This window comes from Campylobacter sp. JH23, assembly GCF_017846595.1.
Classification (GTDB): domain Bacteria; phylum Campylobacterota; class Campylobacteria; order Campylobacterales; family Campylobacteraceae; genus Campylobacter_D; species Campylobacter_D coli.
Map to the genome: position 1 here is coordinate 1 of NZ_JAEQBP010000009.1, position 17,128 is coordinate 17,128.

The 17,128-nt window shown below is 31.2% G+C and carries 18 protein-coding genes and 1 pseudogene; 12 read left to right on the forward strand and 7 right to left on the reverse strand.

All coding sequences use genetic code 11. From position 1 onward, the window contains the following. Positions 1-124 (forward strand): annotated as a pseudogene (locus tag KAR88_RS08320) (methyl-accepting chemotaxis protein); the annotation flags it as partial. 117 nt (positions 125-241) lie between these two features. Here the strand turns inward: KAR88_RS08320 and fliI are convergent. Further along, complete coding sequence (fliI, locus tag KAR88_RS08325) at positions 242-1,627, reverse strand: flagellar protein export ATPase FliI (RefSeq protein WP_002798073.1); 1,386 nt, start codon at positions 1,625-1,627, stop codon at positions 242-244. Further along, positions 1,627-2,199, reverse strand: a complete 573-nt coding sequence (gene folE, locus KAR88_RS08330) for a GTP cyclohydrolase I FolE (RefSeq protein WP_002792738.1) — start codon at positions 2,197-2,199, stop codon at positions 1,627-1,629. Before folE ends, fliI begins: the two co-directional genes overlap by 1 nt. A gap of 120 nt (positions 2,200-2,319) precedes the next feature. Between folE and tig the strand changes: the two genes are divergently transcribed. The 7 genes from tig to purN are packed head-to-tail and all read left to right on the forward strand — an operon-like array spanning position 2,320 to position 8,906. Beyond that, positions 2,320-3,645, forward strand: a complete 1,326-nt coding sequence (tig, locus tag KAR88_RS08335; protein WP_192801269.1) for a trigger factor — start codon at positions 2,320-2,322, stop codon at positions 3,643-3,645. Beyond that, complete coding sequence (gene clpP / locus KAR88_RS08340) at positions 3,645-4,229, forward strand: ATP-dependent Clp endopeptidase proteolytic subunit ClpP (RefSeq protein WP_002783575.1); 585 nt, start codon at positions 3,645-3,647, stop codon at positions 4,227-4,229. Before tig ends, clpP begins: the two co-directional genes overlap by 1 nt. Positions 4,230-4,256: 27 nt before the next feature. Continuing rightward, positions 4,257-4,784, forward strand: a complete 528-nt coding sequence (gene def, locus KAR88_RS08345; protein WP_002778535.1) for a peptide deformylase — start codon at positions 4,257-4,259, stop codon at positions 4,782-4,784. Beyond that, complete coding sequence (locus KAR88_RS08350) at positions 4,781-6,286, forward strand: YifB family Mg chelatase-like AAA ATPase (RefSeq protein ID WP_002778536.1); 1,506 nt, start codon at positions 4,781-4,783, stop codon at positions 6,284-6,286. Before def ends, KAR88_RS08350 begins: the two co-directional genes overlap by 4 nt. Position 6,287: 1 nt before the next feature. After that, the gene (locus KAR88_RS08355; RefSeq protein ID WP_002778537.1) at positions 6,288-6,986 is read left to right on the forward strand and encodes an NYN domain-containing protein; all 699 of its coding nucleotides are present in this window, start codon (positions 6,288-6,290) and stop codon (positions 6,984-6,986) included. Beyond that, complete coding sequence (locus KAR88_RS08360) at positions 6,970-8,340, forward strand: bifunctional ADP-dependent NAD(P)H-hydrate dehydratase/NAD(P)H-hydrate epimerase (RefSeq protein WP_002783577.1); 1,371 nt, start codon at positions 6,970-6,972, stop codon at positions 8,338-8,340. Before KAR88_RS08355 ends, KAR88_RS08360 begins: the two co-directional genes overlap by 17 nt. Continuing rightward, the gene (purN, locus tag KAR88_RS08365) at positions 8,331-8,906 is read left to right on the forward strand and encodes a phosphoribosylglycinamide formyltransferase (protein ID WP_002778539.1); all 576 of its coding nucleotides are present in this window, start codon (positions 8,331-8,333) and stop codon (positions 8,904-8,906) included. Before KAR88_RS08360 ends, purN begins: the two co-directional genes overlap by 10 nt. Positions 8,907-9,043: 137 nt before the next feature. Here the strand turns inward: purN and KAR88_RS08370 are convergent, their stop codons facing one another. Then, a complete protein-coding gene (locus KAR88_RS08370) occupies positions 9,044-9,280 on the reverse strand; it encodes a hypothetical protein (protein WP_002778540.1) in 237 nt (78 codons plus the stop codon). Positions 9,281-9,445: 165 nt separating this feature from the next. Continuing rightward, positions 9,446-10,162 carry an ankyrin repeat domain-containing protein gene (locus KAR88_RS08375; RefSeq protein ID WP_002778541.1) on the reverse strand — a complete coding sequence of 239 codons (717 nt, stop codon included), beginning with the start codon at positions 10,160-10,162 and terminating at the stop codon, positions 9,446-9,448. A gap of 140 nt (positions 10,163-10,302) precedes the next feature. On the opposite strand from KAR88_RS08375, the gene KAR88_RS08380 reads away from it, so the two are divergent. Genes KAR88_RS08380 through KAR88_RS08390 form a run of 3 tightly spaced genes read left to right on the forward strand, consistent with a single transcriptional unit; the run spans position 10,303 to position 12,495 of the window. Next, on the forward strand, positions 10,303-11,043 hold the full coding sequence (locus KAR88_RS08380; protein WP_002778542.1) for a TerC family protein: 741 nt from the start codon (positions 10,303-10,305) through the stop codon (positions 11,041-11,043). Positions 11,044-11,092: 49 nt separating this feature from the next. Further along, on the forward strand, positions 11,093-11,302 hold the full coding sequence (locus tag KAR88_RS08385; RefSeq protein ID WP_002780086.1) for an alkylphosphonate utilization protein: 210 nt from the start codon (positions 11,093-11,095) through the stop codon (positions 11,300-11,302). An 8-nt stretch (positions 11,303-11,310) separates the two neighbouring features. Further along, positions 11,311-12,495 carry a serine/threonine protein phosphatase gene (locus KAR88_RS08390; RefSeq protein ID WP_002790604.1) on the forward strand — a complete coding sequence of 395 codons (1,185 nt, stop codon included), beginning with the start codon at positions 11,311-11,313 and terminating at the stop codon, positions 12,493-12,495. 11 nt (positions 12,496-12,506) lie between these two features. Here KAR88_RS08390 and KAR88_RS08395 read toward each other — a convergent pair whose 3' ends face one another. Further along, the gene (locus KAR88_RS08395) at positions 12,507-13,868 is read right to left on the reverse strand and encodes a hemolysin family protein (RefSeq protein WP_192801268.1); all 1,362 of its coding nucleotides are present in this window, start codon (positions 13,866-13,868) and stop codon (positions 12,507-12,509) included. Between the two features lie 117 nt (positions 13,869-13,985). Between KAR88_RS08395 and KAR88_RS08400 the strand changes: the two genes are divergently transcribed. Continuing rightward, the gene (locus tag KAR88_RS08400) at positions 13,986-15,113 is read left to right on the forward strand and encodes an MFS transporter (protein WP_002793771.1); all 1,128 of its coding nucleotides are present in this window, start codon (positions 13,986-13,988) and stop codon (positions 15,111-15,113) included. On the opposite strand, the gene KAR88_RS08405 is transcribed toward KAR88_RS08400, so the two are convergent. Next, a complete protein-coding gene (locus KAR88_RS08405; RefSeq protein WP_002778553.1) occupies positions 15,104-16,324 on the reverse strand; it encodes a putative transporter in 1,221 nt (406 codons plus the stop codon). The two genes, KAR88_RS08400 and KAR88_RS08405, sit on opposite strands and share 10 nt — an antisense overlap. A 55-nt stretch (positions 16,325-16,379) precedes the next feature. Continuing rightward, positions 16,380-17,126, reverse strand: a complete 747-nt coding sequence (locus tag KAR88_RS08410) for an energy transducer TonB (RefSeq protein WP_002785466.1) — start codon at positions 17,124-17,126, stop codon at positions 16,380-16,382. Between the last annotated feature and the right edge of the window lie 2 nt (positions 17,127-17,128).

Genomic DNA, 17,128 nt, shown 5'->3' on the forward strand with positions numbered 1-17,128 from the left:
AGCTCAAATTGATCAAACCACTAAGGATAATGTAGAGATTGCTAATGAATCAGCTATTATTTCTAGTACAGTAAGTGATATAGCTAATAACATACTTGAAGATGTGAAAAAGAAAAGGTTTTGATTAGAAATTGATGTGTAAAATTTAGATTGATATGCAAGTATCAATCTAAAGATTTTGATTTGTTGATGAAATTTACATTTCTATATTTATTGAAATTATTTTTAATACAAAAAAAGATTATTTAAGATTAGGATTAGGTAGTGTTGCGTTAGAACTTCCCATATTGATATTTTGCTGCACTGCACTAGGGGCAACATTAGCATCAATTTGACTTAAAAGTCTTATAGTTTCTTCAAATTCAAAGCTTTCTTCGGGATTTTGTCCTAAAAATTTTTGCATAAATTCCTTTTTAGCTATAGCTTCATCAAGCTCCTTATCACTACCCTTTTGATAAGCACCGATACGAAGTAATACTTCATTTTCTTTCAAAAGCGAATTTAAGCGTTTAAATTTTCTAGCCCAAAGTTTGTGTTCAGGACTTATGATATCGCCCATTACCCTTGAGGCTGAATTTTGTATATTAATAGGAGGATAAATTCCAAAATCCGTAAGCTCACGACTTAAAACAATATGCCCATCTAAGATAGAACGACTTTGATCGGCGATAGGATCACTCATATCATCTCCATCAACCAAAACAGTAAAAAACGCCGTTATGGTTCCTTTACCTTCTTCTTTTCCCGTTCTTTCCATGAGCTGAGGCAAAAGACTTAAAACACTTGGAGGATAGCCTTTTGTAGTAGGAGGTTCGCCAAGGGCAAGTCCTATCTCTCTTTGTGCCATGGCAAACCGCGTTACGCTATCCATGATAAAAAGTACATCTTTGCCTTGTTCTTTAAAATATTCGGCCACGCTCATAGCGCAAAATGCTCCATATTTTCGCATTAAAGCACTATCATCACTTGTTGCAACGATAATTACCGTATCATCAAGCTTTCCACCTAAATTTTTTTGTATAAATTCAGGAATTTCGCGCCCTCTTTCGCCTATAAGTGCGACTACTTTGATAGGAGCTTTTGAATTTTTAACTATCATACCCATAAGAGTAGATTTTCCTACGCCACTTCCTGCAAAAATGCCTAATTTTTGCCCCACGCCACAAGTTAAAAGCGCGTCTATGGTTTTAACTCCCACAGGAAAAACCTCTTCTATAAGTCCTCTTTTCATCGCATCAATAGGTGCACGCATGATAGGCATATATTTAGTCGCCTCTATAGCACCCTTGCCATCTTTAGGGCGCATAAAAGGATCCACCACTCTTCCTAAAAGCTCATCACTAACGCCTATTTGCATTCCTGCATCACTTATAAAAGCGCGGTCGCCTATTTTAAAACCTTCTATGAAAGAAAAAGGACTTAGATAGCTAAATTGCTCTTTAATTTCAACAACCATAGCTAAGGTGTTTAAATTTTCATTTTCATTTGAAACAAGTTTAATGATGTCACCCACACCCGTTTTAAGTCCTCGAATTTCTATACTTGTAGTAGAAATTTTAGTGATCTCTCCAAAAACAGCACTTAAATTTTCTTTGCCAAGCTTAGAACGAAGTTTTTCTAAATTCATTAAAAACGAACTTGCTTAGGAGAATTAATGAGTGAAAAAAATTCTTCGCGTGTTTTTTCATTTTTTAAAAAAAGTCCACGAAGAGCCGAAGTGGTAGTAGTAGAATTTGCTTTTTGTACCCCACGCATTTCTACACACATATGTCTTGCTTCTATAACCACACCAACACCTTTTGCACCAACATTTTCCATCAAAGCTTCAGCAATTTGTTCGGTAAGTTGTTCTTGAATTTGAAGTCTTCTCGCATATACTTCTACAAGACGTGGAATTTTGCTAAGCCCAACCACTTTTTGGTCAGGGATATAAGCCACATGCACGCGGCCAAAAAAAGGTAAAAGATGGTGCTCGCAAAGACTGTAAAATTCTATATCACGCACTAGAACCATTTCGTTATTTGAGCTTTCAAATAAAGCATTATTTAGTATTTCCTTGACATTTTTTTTATATCCACTTGTTAAAAACTCATAAGCTTTAAAAACACGATTAGGCGTCTTTACGAGTCCTTCTCTAGTTGGATTTTCCCCCATAATTTCAAGCATAGTTTTTACGCAATTTTTAAATTTTTCTTGCAAATTATTCTCCGTATTTTTTTCTTGGCTCATTTTAACATAAAATGCTTTAAAATTTTATGCAACTAATAAGGAAAAATTTGCTATGATTAAAGCAAATTTTATTTTATAAGGAAAAATGTTATGGAAGTAAAAGCAAAGCAATTAGACTCTGTTAATGCGACTGCTAGTGTAAAAATTCCTTCAGGGATGATTAAAAGCGAAGTAGAAAATTTAGCTAAAAAAGCTTCTAAAAATGTAAAAATGGACGGCTTTAGACCAGGAAAAGTTCCTGTTGCTGCTGTACTTAAAAGATATCAAAAAGAATTGACTCAAGATGCGGAACAAAATCTTTTTAAATCTGCTGTTGATAGCGCTTTAAAAGAATTAAAAAAAGAAGCAAAAGAACTTGTAGGTGAGCCATATTTTGAAAAATTTGATCGTAAAGATGGAGAAATTGTTGCTGAATTAGCTCTTTCTTTTAAGCCTGAATTTAAACTCGATGGCTATGAAAAATTGATTCCTGAGTATCAAACTCCAAAAGTAACTAAAAAAGAAATCGATGAGAAAAAAGAAGAATTATTAAAACGCTTTGCTACTCCTGAAGCTATTAAAACCAAAAGAGCTTTAAAAGAAGGTGATTTTGCAAAATTTGATTTTGAGGGTTTTGTAGATGGGAAAGCTTTTGATGGAGGTAAAGCTGAAAATTATGTTTTAGAAATAGGTTCTAAACAATTCATACCAGGTTTTGAAGAAGGTATGGTAGGAATGAAAAGCGGAGAAGAAAAAGATGTAAAAGTAACTTTTCCTAAAGAATACGGCGCAGCACATTTAGCAGGAAAAGATGCGGTATTTAAAGTAAAATTGCACGAAATTCAAGAATTAAAATTGCCTGAGCTCGATGAAGGAATGTTAAAAAATCTTTTACAAAATGAAGAAAAACCAACAGTTGAACTTTTGGATGAAAAACTTAAAGAGCGAATCAAAAACGAAAAACTTTTCAAGCTTGTAAATGATGAGCTAAAAGCTAAATTTGCTGATGCTTTGATTGAAAAATATAATTTTGATTTACCTAAAGGCATAGTAGAACAAGAAACTGATATGCAGATGCGTGCGGCTTTTAATACTTTTAGCGAAAAAGAAATTGAAGAACTTAAAGCAAGTAAAGAAAAATATCAAGAAAAACGCGATTCTTTCAAAGAAGAAGCGCAAAAAAGCGTAAAACTTACTTTTATCATTGATGAGCTTGCAAAACTTCGTAAGATTGAAGTAAATGATCAAGAATTGATTCAAGCGATTTATTTTGAAGCTTATCGTTATGGAATGAATCCAAAAGAACATTTAGAAAATTATAAAAAACAAGGGGCTTTACCTGCAGTAAAAATGGCTTTGATCGAAGAAAAACTTTTCAGCGATATTTTTATGCCAAAAACCGATAAAGCAAGTAAAAAAGAGAAAGAAGATAAATAATGTACATACCTTATGTAATCGAAAAAACAAGCCGCGGTGAAAGAAGTTATGATATTTATTCGCGTCTTTTAAAAGATAGAATTATTATGCTAAGTGGCGAAATTCATGATGAACTTGCCGCTTCTATCGTAGCACAGCTTCTTTTTTTAGAAGCTGAAGATCCACAAAAAGATATATATCTTTATATCAATTCTCCAGGTGGTGTGATCACAAGCGGTTTTAGTATCTATGATACTATGAATTATATCAAGCCTGATGTTTGTACGATTTGCATAGGTCAAGCTGCATCTATGGGTGCATTTTTATTGAGTTGTGGAACAGAAGGCAAGCGTTTTGCTTTGCCTAATTCACGCATCATGATACATCAGCCTTTAGGTGGTGCAAGAGGACAAGCTACGGATATAGAAATTCAAGCCAAAGAAATTTTAAGATTAAAAGCTATACTTAATGATATCTTGGCAAAAAATACTAAGCAAAAAGTCGCTAAAATAGTAAAAGACACAGAAAGAGATTTTTTCATGTCAGCACAAGAAGCTAAAGAGTATGGTTTGATCGATAAGGTTTTAGAAAAAAGTTTTAAATGAGTAAAATCATTTAAATAAAGGTTGTTTATGGTTAGAAAAATTATCACTTATCCTAATTCTAGACTTTTTTTAAATTCTGAACCTGTAAAGCAATTTGATCAAGAACTTCATACCCTGCTTGATGATATGTATGATACTATGATTGCTAGTCAAGGAGTGGGTTTGGCTGCTATACAAGTAGATATCCCACTTCGTGCATTGATCGTAAATATTTTAGATGAAAATGAAGAGCAGAAAAAAGAAGACTTACTAGAAATTATAAATCCGCAAATCATTCCTTTAGGTGAAGAAAAAATCACCTGCACTGAGGGTTGTTTAAGCGTGCCTGACTTCTTTGAAGAAGTGGAGCGTTATAATCATATCTTGCTTAAATATCAAGATCGCTTTGGAAATTTTAAAGAATTAGAAGCTCAAGGATTTTTAGCTGTGGCCATCCAGCATGAAAATGATCATCTTAATGGTCATTTATTTATAGAAAAGATTTCTTTTTTAAAAAGACAAAAATTTGATAAAGAATTTAAAAAGAAACTTAAAAATCAAAAAAAATCTAAATGAAAAAATTAAAATGTGTAAGCTTTGATGAGAATTTAGATATCATCGATGTAGAGTCTACATTTACAAGAGGCTTACCTAATTTAAGCATAGTCGGACTTGCAAATATTGCAATTAAAGAAAGTATCGAGCGTATCAAAGCCACACTTTTAACTTGCAATTTTTCATTTCCTGCTAAAAAAATCACCATCAATCTTAGCCCTTCAGGAATTCCAAAAAAAGGTTCTCATTTTGATTTAGTTATCGCTACGCTTATATTGTTGCAAAATGAAGACTTTGATGATTTTTTTGTGGTAGGCGAGCTTGGTCTTGATGGAAGTATCAAAAGCACCAATGAGCTTTTTTCTTTACTTTTATTTTTATCCACAAAGGTAAAAAGTGCAAAAGTTGTAGTCCCAAAAAATATAGCTCTAAAAGCTTCTATGATACCCAATCTAGAAATTTATGGACTTGAGCATTTAAATGAAGTGATTGAATTTTTTAAAGAAAAAAACTATGAGAAATTCAAATTCACCCAAAGCCATCCTTTATTTGCAAATCCTTTGATTATAGAAAATGAAATTTTTATTAAAAATCATCATTTTGAACTTGATTTTAAAGATATCAAAGGACAAGAAAAAGCTAAAAGAGCTTGTTTGATAGCAGCACTAGGTATGCACAATATACTTTTTGAAGGAAGTCCAGGAAGTGGCAAAAGTATGTGTGCAAAACGCCTTGTTGAAATCATGCCTCCACAAAGTTTAAATGAGGTTTTAATGCAAAATGCTTATATGTCTTTAAATTCTAAAGATTGCGAATTTACGCAAAAAAGAGCCTTAAGACACCCTCATCATACCTCTACAAGAGCTAGTATTTTTGGTGGTGGAGCAAAAAATGCGAAGATAGGTGAAATCGCTCTAGCTAATGGTGGAGTTTTATTTTTTGATGAATTTCCTCATTTTAACAAACAGATTATCGAAAGTCTAAGAGAACCTCTAGAAGATCATAAAATTCATATTTCAAGAGTCAATTCAAAAACCACTTATGAAACCAAATTCAGTTTTGTTGCCGCTCAAAATCCTTGTCCTTGTGGAAATTTATTTTCTAAAAATCTGTCTTGCGTTTGTAGTGAAAATGAGATTAAAAGGTATAAAAATCACATTTCAGCCCCTATTATGGATAGAATTGATCTTTATGTAGCTATGGATGAGATCAGCAAAGATGATAAGTCAAGTATAAATTCAAAAGAAATGAGTGAAAGAATTTTAAAGGCTTTTATCTTTGGCAAAAAACGCGGCCAAAAAGAATTTAATGGCAAATTAAATGATACAGAATTGCAAAAATTTTGTATTTTAGAAAAAGATGCCAAGGATACTTTGGATTTAGCCATTTCGCGTTATAATCTTTCACAAAGAGCTTTAAATAAAATTTTAAAAGTTTCAAGATCTATTGCAGATTTTGAAGAAAAAGAACTTCTTAGTAAAAATCATATTTTAGAAGCTTTGAGTTTTAGGATGAGGAGTTAAATTGGAAAATAAAAGCATAGCTATTTTTATCGATGCGGAAAATATACCCGCAAAATACGCAAAAAGTATTTTTGATATCGCTTCGGATTATGGTGAAATAATTATCAAGCGTATTTATGGAGATTGGACTCAAAAAAATATTCAAGCTTGGAAAGAGCAAATTGCTGAGTATTCTTTAATCGCTATGCAGCAGTTTAATTTCGCAGCAAATAAAAATTCAAGTGATATGTATTTAATCACTGAAATTATGAGTATATTTTATGAGAAAGATATTGATATTTTTGTCATTGTTTCTAGCGATAGTGACTATACCTCGCTCATTCAAAAGCTAAGAGAAAACAAAAAACAAGTTATAGGAATGGGTCTTGAAAAGTCTATAAAATCTTATGTAAACGCTTTTAGTGAGTTTTTTTACCTTGATCAAGATGAAAACAAAAAAGAAGATATTTTAAGCAAGGATTATTTAAGAGCTTTGATCAATATCACAGAACAACTCATCGATGAAAAAGGACGCGCCGAATACGCGCAAATTCGCACCAATATGAACCGCAAATATTCTGATTTTAATCCGCAAAATTATGGCTTTAAAAATTTTCGTGCTTTAATTCAGAAATTTTTACCCAAAATGAAAAAATTTGAAGAAGAGCGAGAAAAAAATATTTATTTTCTGGTGAAAAAAGATTATGAAAACTATTACTGATGATATTAAAACTTTAGAACAAAATGCTATAAATAAAGGCTTAGATGAGCTTATTTTAATGGAAAACGCAGGATTAAATTTAGCTAAGCTTATTAAAAAAGAAGCAAAAAAAATTCGCAAACAATACAAGATAAAGAAAGTAAAAATACTTTTTTTATTGGGCGGAGGCAATAACGCTGCTGATGGCCTAGTAGCTTTAAGAAATTTAAAGCATGCAAAAGCTTATAAACTAGGCTTTAAAGAAAATGAAATTTTTAAAAAACAAGAGCAAATTTTAAAAAATTTTGGTTTTAAATTTGCAAAAAAAGAGCCTAAATTTAAAAAATTTCATATTATTGTTGATTGTATCTTAGGCACAGGAACAAACCGCGAAGTAGATGAAAAAACAAAAGAAATTTTAGAAAAGGTAAATCAAAGTAAAGCTTTAAAAATAGCTTGTGACATACCTACAAATTTGGGTTTTACTCCTTGTTTTAAAGCTGATATCACGCAGTGTATGGGAGCTTTAAAAGAAATTTTGCTTGAGGATTTTGCTAAAGAATTTGTAGGCAAAATCAAACTCGCAAACCTAGGTATTAATGCTAAAAAATTTAGTCTTGATTCCAAAGCTTTTTTACTTGAAGAAAAAGATTTAAAAACCATAGAAAGAAATACAAGCTCCAATAAAGGAAATTTCGGTCATATCTATATAATAGCTAGTGCAAGTGCAGGAACCCTAGCAGGACTTGGAGCTTTAAATTTTGGCAGTGGGCTTGTATCCTTAGTCGCAAAAAAAAGTTTTTCACCTCTTTTAATGCTAAAAGAAAAGATTGAAAACAATGCAAGTGCCATTGCCTTAGGTATGGGACTTGAAAATTTAGATATTTTAAAAGATGAGATTTTGCAAAATATTCCTTTGGTTTTGGATGCAAATTGCTTTTTAAGTGAAGCTGTGCTTTGGTATCTAAGTAGAAAAGATGTAGTCATCACCCCACATCCAAAAGAATTTATAAGACTTTATAAAATGTGTTTTGATGAGGATTTAAGTATAGAAGATTTGCAAAGAAATCGCTTTTTTTATGCTAAAAAATTTGCACAAAATTATGATTGTGTTCTTGTTTTAAAGGGTGCAAATCCTATCATCATACAAAAAGAAAAAATCTTTGTTGTAAATCTGGGAAATGAAGCTTTAGCAAAAGGCGGAAGTGGCGATGTTTTAAGCGGTATGATAGCTACGCTTTTAGGGGTAAAATTCAGCGCTTTGGAAGCGGCTAAAAATGCTTGTTTAGCACACGCTCTTGTGGCTAAAAAATATAAATTTAACAAAAACAGCTTTGATGCAATAAAACTTATAAAAGGATTAAAATGCTTGTAAAATTAGCGGTACTTTTTAGTGGAAATGGAAGTAATTTACAAAATATCTTAGAAAAACTTCATAAAAAAACTATAGGTAAAAACACTTATGAAGTCGTGCTTTGTCTTTGCAATAAAAAAGATGCTTATGGGATACAAAGAGCTAAAAACTTTGACCTTGAAAGCGTGATCATTGAACACAAAGATTATAAAAACAGAGAAGAATTTGACGAAATTTTGGTAAAAAAAATCAAAGAAAGCGGAGCAGATCTTACTATCTTGGCTGGATTTATGCGAATTTTAAGCCCTGTTTTTACAAAAAATATCAAAGCAATTAATCTTCATCCATCTTTACTACCCCTTTTTAAAGGAGCTCATGCTATCAAAGAAAGCTATGAAAGCGATATGAAAGTAGCTGGAGTGAGTGTGCATTGGGTAAATGAAGAATTAGATGGAGGGAAAATCATCGCTCAAAAGGCTTTTGAAAAACAAAATTTAACCTTTGAAGAATTTGAAGCAAAAATTCATGGCCTAGAGCATGAAATTTTACCCTTAAGTGTAGTAGAAATTTTTGAAAATTGTCATTAAGTTAAGATATTTTATCGCTAAATTTTAGAAAATTAAATTTACTTGAGTGTTTTATCGGTATTTACTTTTAAAATTTTTTAAAGCATATAAAAAATCTCTAATATCGCTTACTTGATCTGTTACCCATTCATCTACACTCATTTTTTCATCATCTTCATCATCTTCATATCCCTCCTCATCTTCATCATATCCATAAAGTGAGGATCATCATAAAGCTCAATTTCCCAATCACTTAACTCACATTCTACATCATCAATGAAATTTTTAAGAGTTGCACCTTCAAAATCTTTTTTATCGTATTCTAAAACAGTGATTAGATTAGGCGGTAAGGTAACTTTATATTGTTCATCAACTTTTAAATTACCATTTTCCACTAGATTTTTATATTCGTAGCTTAAAACATTGCCTATAAAAGCTCTTGCTTCATGTTTTTTTAAGCCATCTATGGCACCTTTTAATAACTATCATTTTTAAGATAGTATTCAAATATTTGTTGCATATCTTCATCTAATAAATTTTTATTTTCCATTGTTGCTCCTTTAATTTTTTTGTAGGTTTTCTTTTTCCTTATCCTTTCTTATAGCTTCATTTAATAAATCACAATATTCATTACGATCTTCATAATCCTTATAAAAGATATTAAATTTCTTTTCAAGTTGATCGGAAGTCATTGCACCTGCAGCTTTTAAAAGTTTTCTATTTCTAGCTCCTTCGGCTTGATCTAAAGGTGTCGTTAAATAGGGAACAAAATTAACATTAGCTCCAAGCTCTATTAGAAGTTGCACGGTTCTGTAATTTCCTGACTCTTTCACTGCTTCAAATAAGGGTGTATCCTGATATTTATAGATTGATTCAAACTCATATTCTTCCATATCCACATTAGCCCCTCCTTTGATGGCAAGCTCTAGAAATTTATAATCATTATTACTAGCCCAAAAATGTATAGGAGACCAGCCTGTATCTTCGCGATACACTTCAAATTTAGCTCCATGATTTGCTAGGTATTGGATAATTTGGGGGTTTGGATTTCTAACTTTTAGGATATACCTATAGATTAAAGCTTCTTTGTAAATGCTAGGATTATCTTCCATATATCTTACTACAATATATTTATCATTAGCTTCTTTGATATATTTCATATCTGCAAAGCGAAAATTATATTTAGGATCTTTTAGACTTAAGCCATACTCATCAAATAAATAATCTAAAATAGAAAAATCATTATTATTTGCTCCACAAGTGCGAGCTGCTCTCATAACTCATAGCCTTAATATCTTCTAATGTTTTCATTGTTTTTCCTTGTAAAAATTTAATTATATGTTATATCAAAATATTTAATATTTGCTTTGAAGTTATAAAATTACACTTTAAAAAATTTCAAATTTTAAGGAAGCTTATGTTCGAGTGGATTTTTAGTGCTGAAATGTGGATCGCTCTAGCGACTTTGATTGGCTTAGAGATTGTTTTAGGGATAGATAATATCATTTTTATCGCTATTTTGGTAGGAAGACTCCCTAAGGAAAAAAGACAAAGAGCAAGAATTTTTGGTTTAAGTTTGGCGATGATTACGCGTTTGTTATTGCTCCTTTCTTTATTTTGGATTATGAAACTTACAACTCCGCTTTTTAGCGTATTTTCACAAGAAATTTCAGGAAGGGATATTATTTTGATCTTAGGTGGATTATTTTTGATAGCAAAATCCACACTAGAAATTCATCATGATATCGATAATGCCGGAGAAAAAAGCGATGAAGAGGTTTTAAAAGAGGGAGCTAAAAGAGGATTTTTTAGCATATTGATACAAATTGCTGTTTTAGATATTGTTTTTTCACTCGACTCGGTTATTACTGCTGTAGGTATGGTTAATAATATAGAAATTATGATGATTGCAGTGGTTGTAGCTGTTTTTGTAATGATGCTTGCAAGCAAAAGTATCTCAAATTTCGTTGATGATAATCCAACGATTAAGATTTTAGCTCTAGCATTTTTGATTTTAGTTGGTGTAACTTTAGTTGCCGAAGGTTTGGATTTTCATATTTCAAAAACTTATGTATATTTTGCTATGGCTTTTTCTTTGGGTGTAGAATCCATCAATATCTATATCAAAAAGAAGCGCTTAGCTCAAGAAAAATCTTAGAAAATGATGATAAAATATACAATGATATAAAAATTTAAAAAGGAAAAAAATGCCTAAAGATGCAAATGGAACAGAATTAAATGCTGGAGATAGCGTAAGCGTGATAAAAGATTTAAAAGTTAAAGGTGCTAGCACTACTTTAAAACGCGGAACAACGATAAAAAATATCAAACTTACTTCTAAAGAAAATGAAATTGAAGCTAAAGTAGATAAATTTGGCGTTATTGTACTAAAGACTGAATTTTTAAAGAAAATTTAGGAAAGAATTTGCGTATTTTACTTATTTTAAGGGGGAATTACTACGCAGGACAAGAAGAATTTATCAAAGAAAATCGCTTAAAAGATTACACTCTTGATCTAAATTCTTTGCGTTTGCTTTCAGGAAGTGTAAGTAAAATCGTAAGTAAATATAAAAATTTAAATCTAAAAAATGATGAAGAATTATATAAAATTTTACTTCAATTTTTAGAAATGCGTATGCAAAAAGGTGAATTTTGCATCATTAACGCTTATAATGAAACCCTTAAGGTTTATAAAGAACTAGCTAAGCAATATCGCTATGATATTTATATTATAGATTTTAAAAGCTCTTTAGAAGAATGTCTTAGAAAAAACGAGCAAAAAGCCAAAGAGCGTGGCTATATAGTCTCACAATCACTTTTAAAAAAAACCCATCACCTGCTTGAAAGAATTCCTAAAAAATATACGATTTTAAATCCTAATGATTGGAAAAAATGCCTTTATCAAATGCCTAATCTTAGTAAGTATAGGAAAATTCACCACATAGGCGATATTCAAGGCTGCTTTAGCATCTTAAAAGAATATCTACAAGAGCTCGAAGATGATGAATGCTATATCTTTTTAGGGGATTATATCGATAGAGGCATAGAAAATGGCAAGGTCTTAAAATTCTTGCTTAAAATTTGTGAAAGAGAGAATGTATATTTACTTGAAGGAAATCACGAAAGACATTTGATAAAATGGGCCAATGGAGAACTATCAAGCTCTAAAGAATTTAACGAAAATACACTCAAAGATTTTAGAAAAGAAAAACTCACGCCTAGGGATGCTAGAAAGTTTTATCCTTACTTAAAAGAATGTCTGTACTATAAATTTCATGAAAAACAAGTTTTTTGCTCGCATGGCGGGGTAAATCTTTTACCTTCTAAGGCTTATCAAATAAGCTTTATGCCAAGTTATGATTTTATTTATGGCGTAGGAAATTATGAAGAGAGTCAAAAAGTAGCAAGTCAGTTTTGTGAATTTACAAAAGACAATGTTTATCAAATCTTTGGACATAGAAACCGCACAAAATTGCCTGTGCAAATAGAAAAAAGAGTATTTTTGTGCGAAGGTAAAGTAGATGATGGGGGACATTTGCGTATAGTAACTTTAGACAAAAAAGGTTTTGAGTGTATAGAACTTAAAAATAAAGTTTATAGAAAGAAATAAGCCAAAAAGGCTTATTCTTCATCTTTGTTGGTTTTTTTAACCACCTTAACACGCTCTATAGAATTACCATCCATTTTTTTAACTTCATAGTAACAAAGCTCATCTTCAATGCGATCACCCGCTACGGGCAAGCGCCCCAGAAGATTAAACACATAGCCACCTATCGTTACTTGCTCTAAATCCTCATCATAGCTTATCAAAAGCATTTCTTCAACGGTTTCTATATCGCAACGACCTTGGAATTCATAGATGTTTTCAGCAAGTTTTTTATAGCTGTCTTCCTCATTTTCACTTTTAATCTCACCGATAATTTCTTCCATGATATCTTCCATGGTTAAAATTCCAGCTGTTCCACCGTATTCATCAATCACAAGTGCAGTGTGAGAACGCTCTTTATTCATCATCACAAGAACTTTTGAAATGCTAATATTTTCAGGAACTAAAATCAAAGGCTTAACAAAAGTATCTAAATTTTCACTCTTATCACTAAGCTCATTTTGCACTATATCTCGTATATGTATCATACCTAAAATAGTATCTTTAGAACCATCTATATATGGAAAACGCGTATGCTTATGATCGCAAATGATTTGTATATTTTCAGCATAAGTTTTTTGTTTATTTAGACAAATCATATCTTTACGAGGCGTCATCACTTCTTTTGCAACAGTATCTGAAAAATCAACCGCATTGCGGATAATTTCAGTTTCAAATTCATCCAAAACACCGCCTTTTTGGCTTTCACTTGCTATGATTTTAATCTCTTCTTCACTATGAGTTAACTCGCTTTCTTTGGCAGGCTTGATGCCAAAAAGCTTCAAAGTCATGGCCGCAAGAAAATCGAAAATTTTAATACAAGGCAAGAAAAGTATCCAAAACCAATGAAGAGGCCTTGCTACCCAAAGCACAGCTTTATCTGCAATAGCAATTGCAATGCTTTTTGGAACAAGCTCGCCTAAAACCACATGCAAAAGAGTGATGATACTAAAGGCGATAATAAAAGCTATAGTATGGATAATAACTCCATTAAATCCAAGATTTGCAAGAGGAATTTCCAACATTTTTGCTATAGCAGGCTCACCTATCCAACCAAGGGCTAGCGAACTTAAAGTAATTCCTAGCTGACAAGCACTAAGATAGGTATCAAGTCTTGAAGTAACTTCTAGTGCTTTTTTAGCACCTACTTTTTTTTCCTTAACCATTTCTTCAAGTTTTGAACGACGCACTTTAACAATACTAAATTCAGACAAAACGAAAAAGCCATTTAAAAGCACTAAAGCTAGTGCAATGACAACCATAAGTATAGAATATCCTGCATCAAAAGACGCTGTAGGTAAAGTTTGGTTTAAATCTAAAACCTGACTGGGGTCCAATAAAAGCTCCTTATAAATAAAATATTTAATTATACACAATTAAAAGTAAAATTTTAGCTTAAAAATGGTTTTTAAGCTAAAATTAATTTGCATTGGAGTTTAATTTAAAGCATGAAAATGCTTAAAATTCTGATTATTTTTTGTGCTACATTAACCCTATCTATTGTCTATGCTCCGCAACCTATAGCACCCTTATTGTCTAATTATTTTCATGTAAATTTGCACCAAATTTCTTGGATAATCAGTGTTACGCTTATTCCCTTAGCAATCGCACCTTTGGTTTATGGTTATTTACTTGAAATTTTTTCCTTAAAGAAAATTCTTGTTGTTTCTTTGTTTTTATGTTCTATTTTTGGTATTATTGGAAACTTAAACGATAATTTTTATTTTTTTCTATTTCTTAGATTTTTACAAGCTCTTTGTATACCTGCTATACTGACAGCACTTCTTACCTTGCTTAGTCGTTTAGAAAGCGACAATATACAAAAAAACATAGCCATTTATGTAGGTGCTACAACTTTTGGTGGTTTTGTTGGGAGGGTTTTTGGAAGTTTTTTGAGCGATCTTTTTTCTTGGCATTTTGCCTTAAATTTTTTTAGTATTTTAATGATGGTTTGTGCTTTTTTATTTTTGTTTTTTAAAGAGCATCCTATAAGCTTAAACACTCAAACTTCCTTGAGGGATTTTTTACCCTTTATCAAAGAACTTAGATTTATGGTGATATTATTTTGTGTTTTTACTATCTTTTTCTCTTTTCAAAGCATAGTAAGTTTTTTACCTTTTCATCTTAAAGAAAGTATAAAAGATATCACTCAAACACAAATTGGACTTGTTTATTTGGGATTTTTAACCGGAGTAATAAGCTCACTACTTATAGGTAAAACCATAGAAATTTTAGGCTCAAAAATTCGCACAGCTATATTTGGGTTTTTGGTTTTTATAGCGGGTTGTTTTTGTATGATAGTAGGGAATTTTTATTTTGCCTTTTTTGCTATGTTTGTATTTTGTAGCGGAATGTTTATAAGTCATTGTATATTTTCAGGGATTTTAAATTCGATTGCGGATAAAAAGGGCTTGGCTAATGGAATTTATTTGACATTTTATTATAGTGGGGGTGCTTTGGGTTCTGTATTGCCAAGTTTTTATTATGAAAGTTTTGGCTGGGAATTTTTATGTATTTTCACAGCCTTTTTACTTTTCATCGCTTTGATAATTTTTAGCAAATTTAGACATTTTTATAAATGATTTTTGTTTTTATTTTTCGCGTATTCGATATTTTTTTCAAATTCTTTTAAACGCTTATGTATACTTCTAAGTTGGGTGATAGTTGTCCAATTTGTGATAAAAACACTAAAAGAACTTCTTACTTGATCAAAAGCATTATTAATTTGCATTACAATACCAAGTCCTATAGCTCCCGCAAAAAGTCCTGGAGCCATGATTAAAAATGGAACGATAACTATCATTTGCTCAAATAAAATTAACCAAATATTAAAATATCCATAGTGCAAAAAAAGTCTTTTATAATTGAATTTAAGTCCTGTAAAAAGCTCTATCATGGTTTCATTTTTAGCGTATTCTTTGCGGTTATCTTCAGCATAAACAAGCTCTTTTCTAAAAGCTGCTTCGGCTTTTTGATTGTTGTATTCAAGTCCTGGAAGTTTAATTCCTACAAACCACGATACGATTAATCCTCCTAAAGAAATCAAAAGTGCAACATAAACAAGCAAACCATCGATGTTTTTTAAAAAATAAAAGCTAGAATTCTCACTTAAATTTGCAAATAAAGCCTTGCTTACAACATCGCTTAAAGTCCATAAAATCGGTATAAAAGCTACAAGAGTCATTAAAGCTCTTATAAAACTAAGTCCTAAGCTTTCTACAATTTTAGAAAAATTATAAGTATCTTCTTGAATTCTTTGCGAACTTCCTTCTATGTTATCATCTTTATTTTTCCAAAATTTCAAATAAGAAAAAGTCATAGCTTCACGCCACTTAAAGGCGTAAACACTAGCAAAATAAATATTAATCGTTGCAATTAAAACATAAGGAATAGCAATAGCTAAAAATACTAAAATCAAAGCATAAAAATCACTCGCAGAATAGCTTTCTTTTTCAATCATAGCCCTAGAATTAAAAAAATATTCCAATAAACTTTGATAATAATAAAGTGCGCCTTTATTGATAAAATTAGCTTTTTGGAAATTTTCTTGTGCTTTTTGATTGGCCTCTTGGATTAAACTTGCATTGTTTTCAAATTTCTCTTCCGCCTTTTGCGTTGTATTAGAATCTAAAAGCTCTATTTTTGGTTTTTGTAAAACATTATAAAAATCACTATACCATGAATTGATCGCAACATTTAAGCTTGTTTGCATATATAAGAAAAATAAAAGCAAAAAAAGCCCCAAATAAGCCCATAAAGCCCATTTTTTACTTGCAAAAAACGAAGAAAACATACCACCGCCTTAATCTCAAAACGAAAATTTTAATCAATTTTATTTAATCAAGAGTTTATTTTTTACCTAAATAGTCTTTAATATTGTAATCAATAGGCATAACAAAACTGATTTTTTCACCATCTTTCAACATTTCTTTAGGTGGTTTTGGCAAGGGAGAAGCTCTTTTAAATAAACTTAAAACTTCATCATTAAGCACTGCATAAGGGCAGGATTTTTTAAGCTCTTTACTTAAGACATTTCCACTTTCATCAATGCTTACGCGAATTCTTACAACACCTTCTTGCTTTTGCATTATCGCTTCTTGAGGATATTTTTTAAATTTAGCCAAATGAGCCATAAGCAAGGCTTGATAGCTTTTAATTTGTTCTTTAGCATTGCCACTTACTATAGTCTGTGTTTTATCTTCATTACTTTGTAGCGGAGCACTGAGCGATTCATTTTTAAATTTTGAATTTTCACTTGCATTAGCTATTTCTTTTTGGGCTTGATTTTCATCTTGTTTTTCTATCTTTTTTTGAGCTTTTAATACAGCATTTTTATCTTGGGAGTTAAGACTCATTTTTTCATCTTGTTTTTTGTTTTTATCTTGAGAATTGCTCTTTTTTTGATCGATTGAAACTTCTTTTAATTCTCCAATAGGAAGCTCTGATACCATCATAATGGAAGTAAATTCCACTCCTTGTTTAAAATCAACACCGCTTGATTTTTCTTGAGTATAGAAAGAAAAAAGAAAAAACATTAATACCAAAGCATGCAATATTAAACTCGACACCAATCCAAAAATCATACCAGATTTCATAA

Coding starts and splice junctions, on each gene's coding strand:
- fliI (WP_002798073.1), bottom strand. CDS start 1,627: ATGAATTTAGAAAAACTTCGTTCTAAGCTTGGCAAAGAAAATTTAAGT.
- tig (WP_192801269.1), top strand. CDS start 2,320: ATGGAAGTAAAAGCAAAGCAATTAGACTCTGTTAATGCGACTGCTAGT.
- clpP (WP_002783575.1), top strand. CDS start 3,645: ATGTACATACCTTATGTAATCGAAAAAACAAGCCGCGGTGAAAGAAGT.
- def (WP_002778535.1), top strand. CDS start 4,257: ATGGTTAGAAAAATTATCACTTATCCTAATTCTAGACTTTTTTTAAAT.
- KAR88_RS08350 (WP_002778536.1), top strand. CDS start 4,781: ATGAAAAAATTAAAATGTGTAAGCTTTGATGAGAATTTAGATATCATC.
- KAR88_RS08360 (WP_002783577.1), top strand. CDS start 6,970: ATGAAAACTATTACTGATGATATTAAAACTTTAGAACAAAATGCTATA.
- purN (WP_002778539.1), top strand. CDS start 8,331: ATGCTTGTAAAATTAGCGGTACTTTTTAGTGGAAATGGAAGTAATTTA.
- KAR88_RS08375 (WP_002778541.1), bottom strand. CDS start 10,162: ATGAGAGCAGCTCGCACTTGTGGAGCAAATAATAATGATTTTTCTATT.
- KAR88_RS08380 (WP_002778542.1), top strand. CDS start 10,303: ATGTTCGAGTGGATTTTTAGTGCTGAAATGTGGATCGCTCTAGCGACT.
- KAR88_RS08385 (WP_002780086.1), top strand. CDS start 11,093: ATGCCTAAAGATGCAAATGGAACAGAATTAAATGCTGGAGATAGCGTA.
- KAR88_RS08400 (WP_002793771.1), top strand. CDS start 13,986: ATGCTTAAAATTCTGATTATTTTTTGTGCTACATTAACCCTATCTATT.
- KAR88_RS08405 (WP_002778553.1), bottom strand. CDS start 16,324: ATGTTTTCTTCGTTTTTTGCAAGTAAAAAATGGGCTTTATGGGCTTAT.
- KAR88_RS08410 (WP_002785466.1), bottom strand. CDS start 17,126: ATGAAATCTGGTATGATTTTTGGATTGGTGTCGAGTTTAATATTGCAT.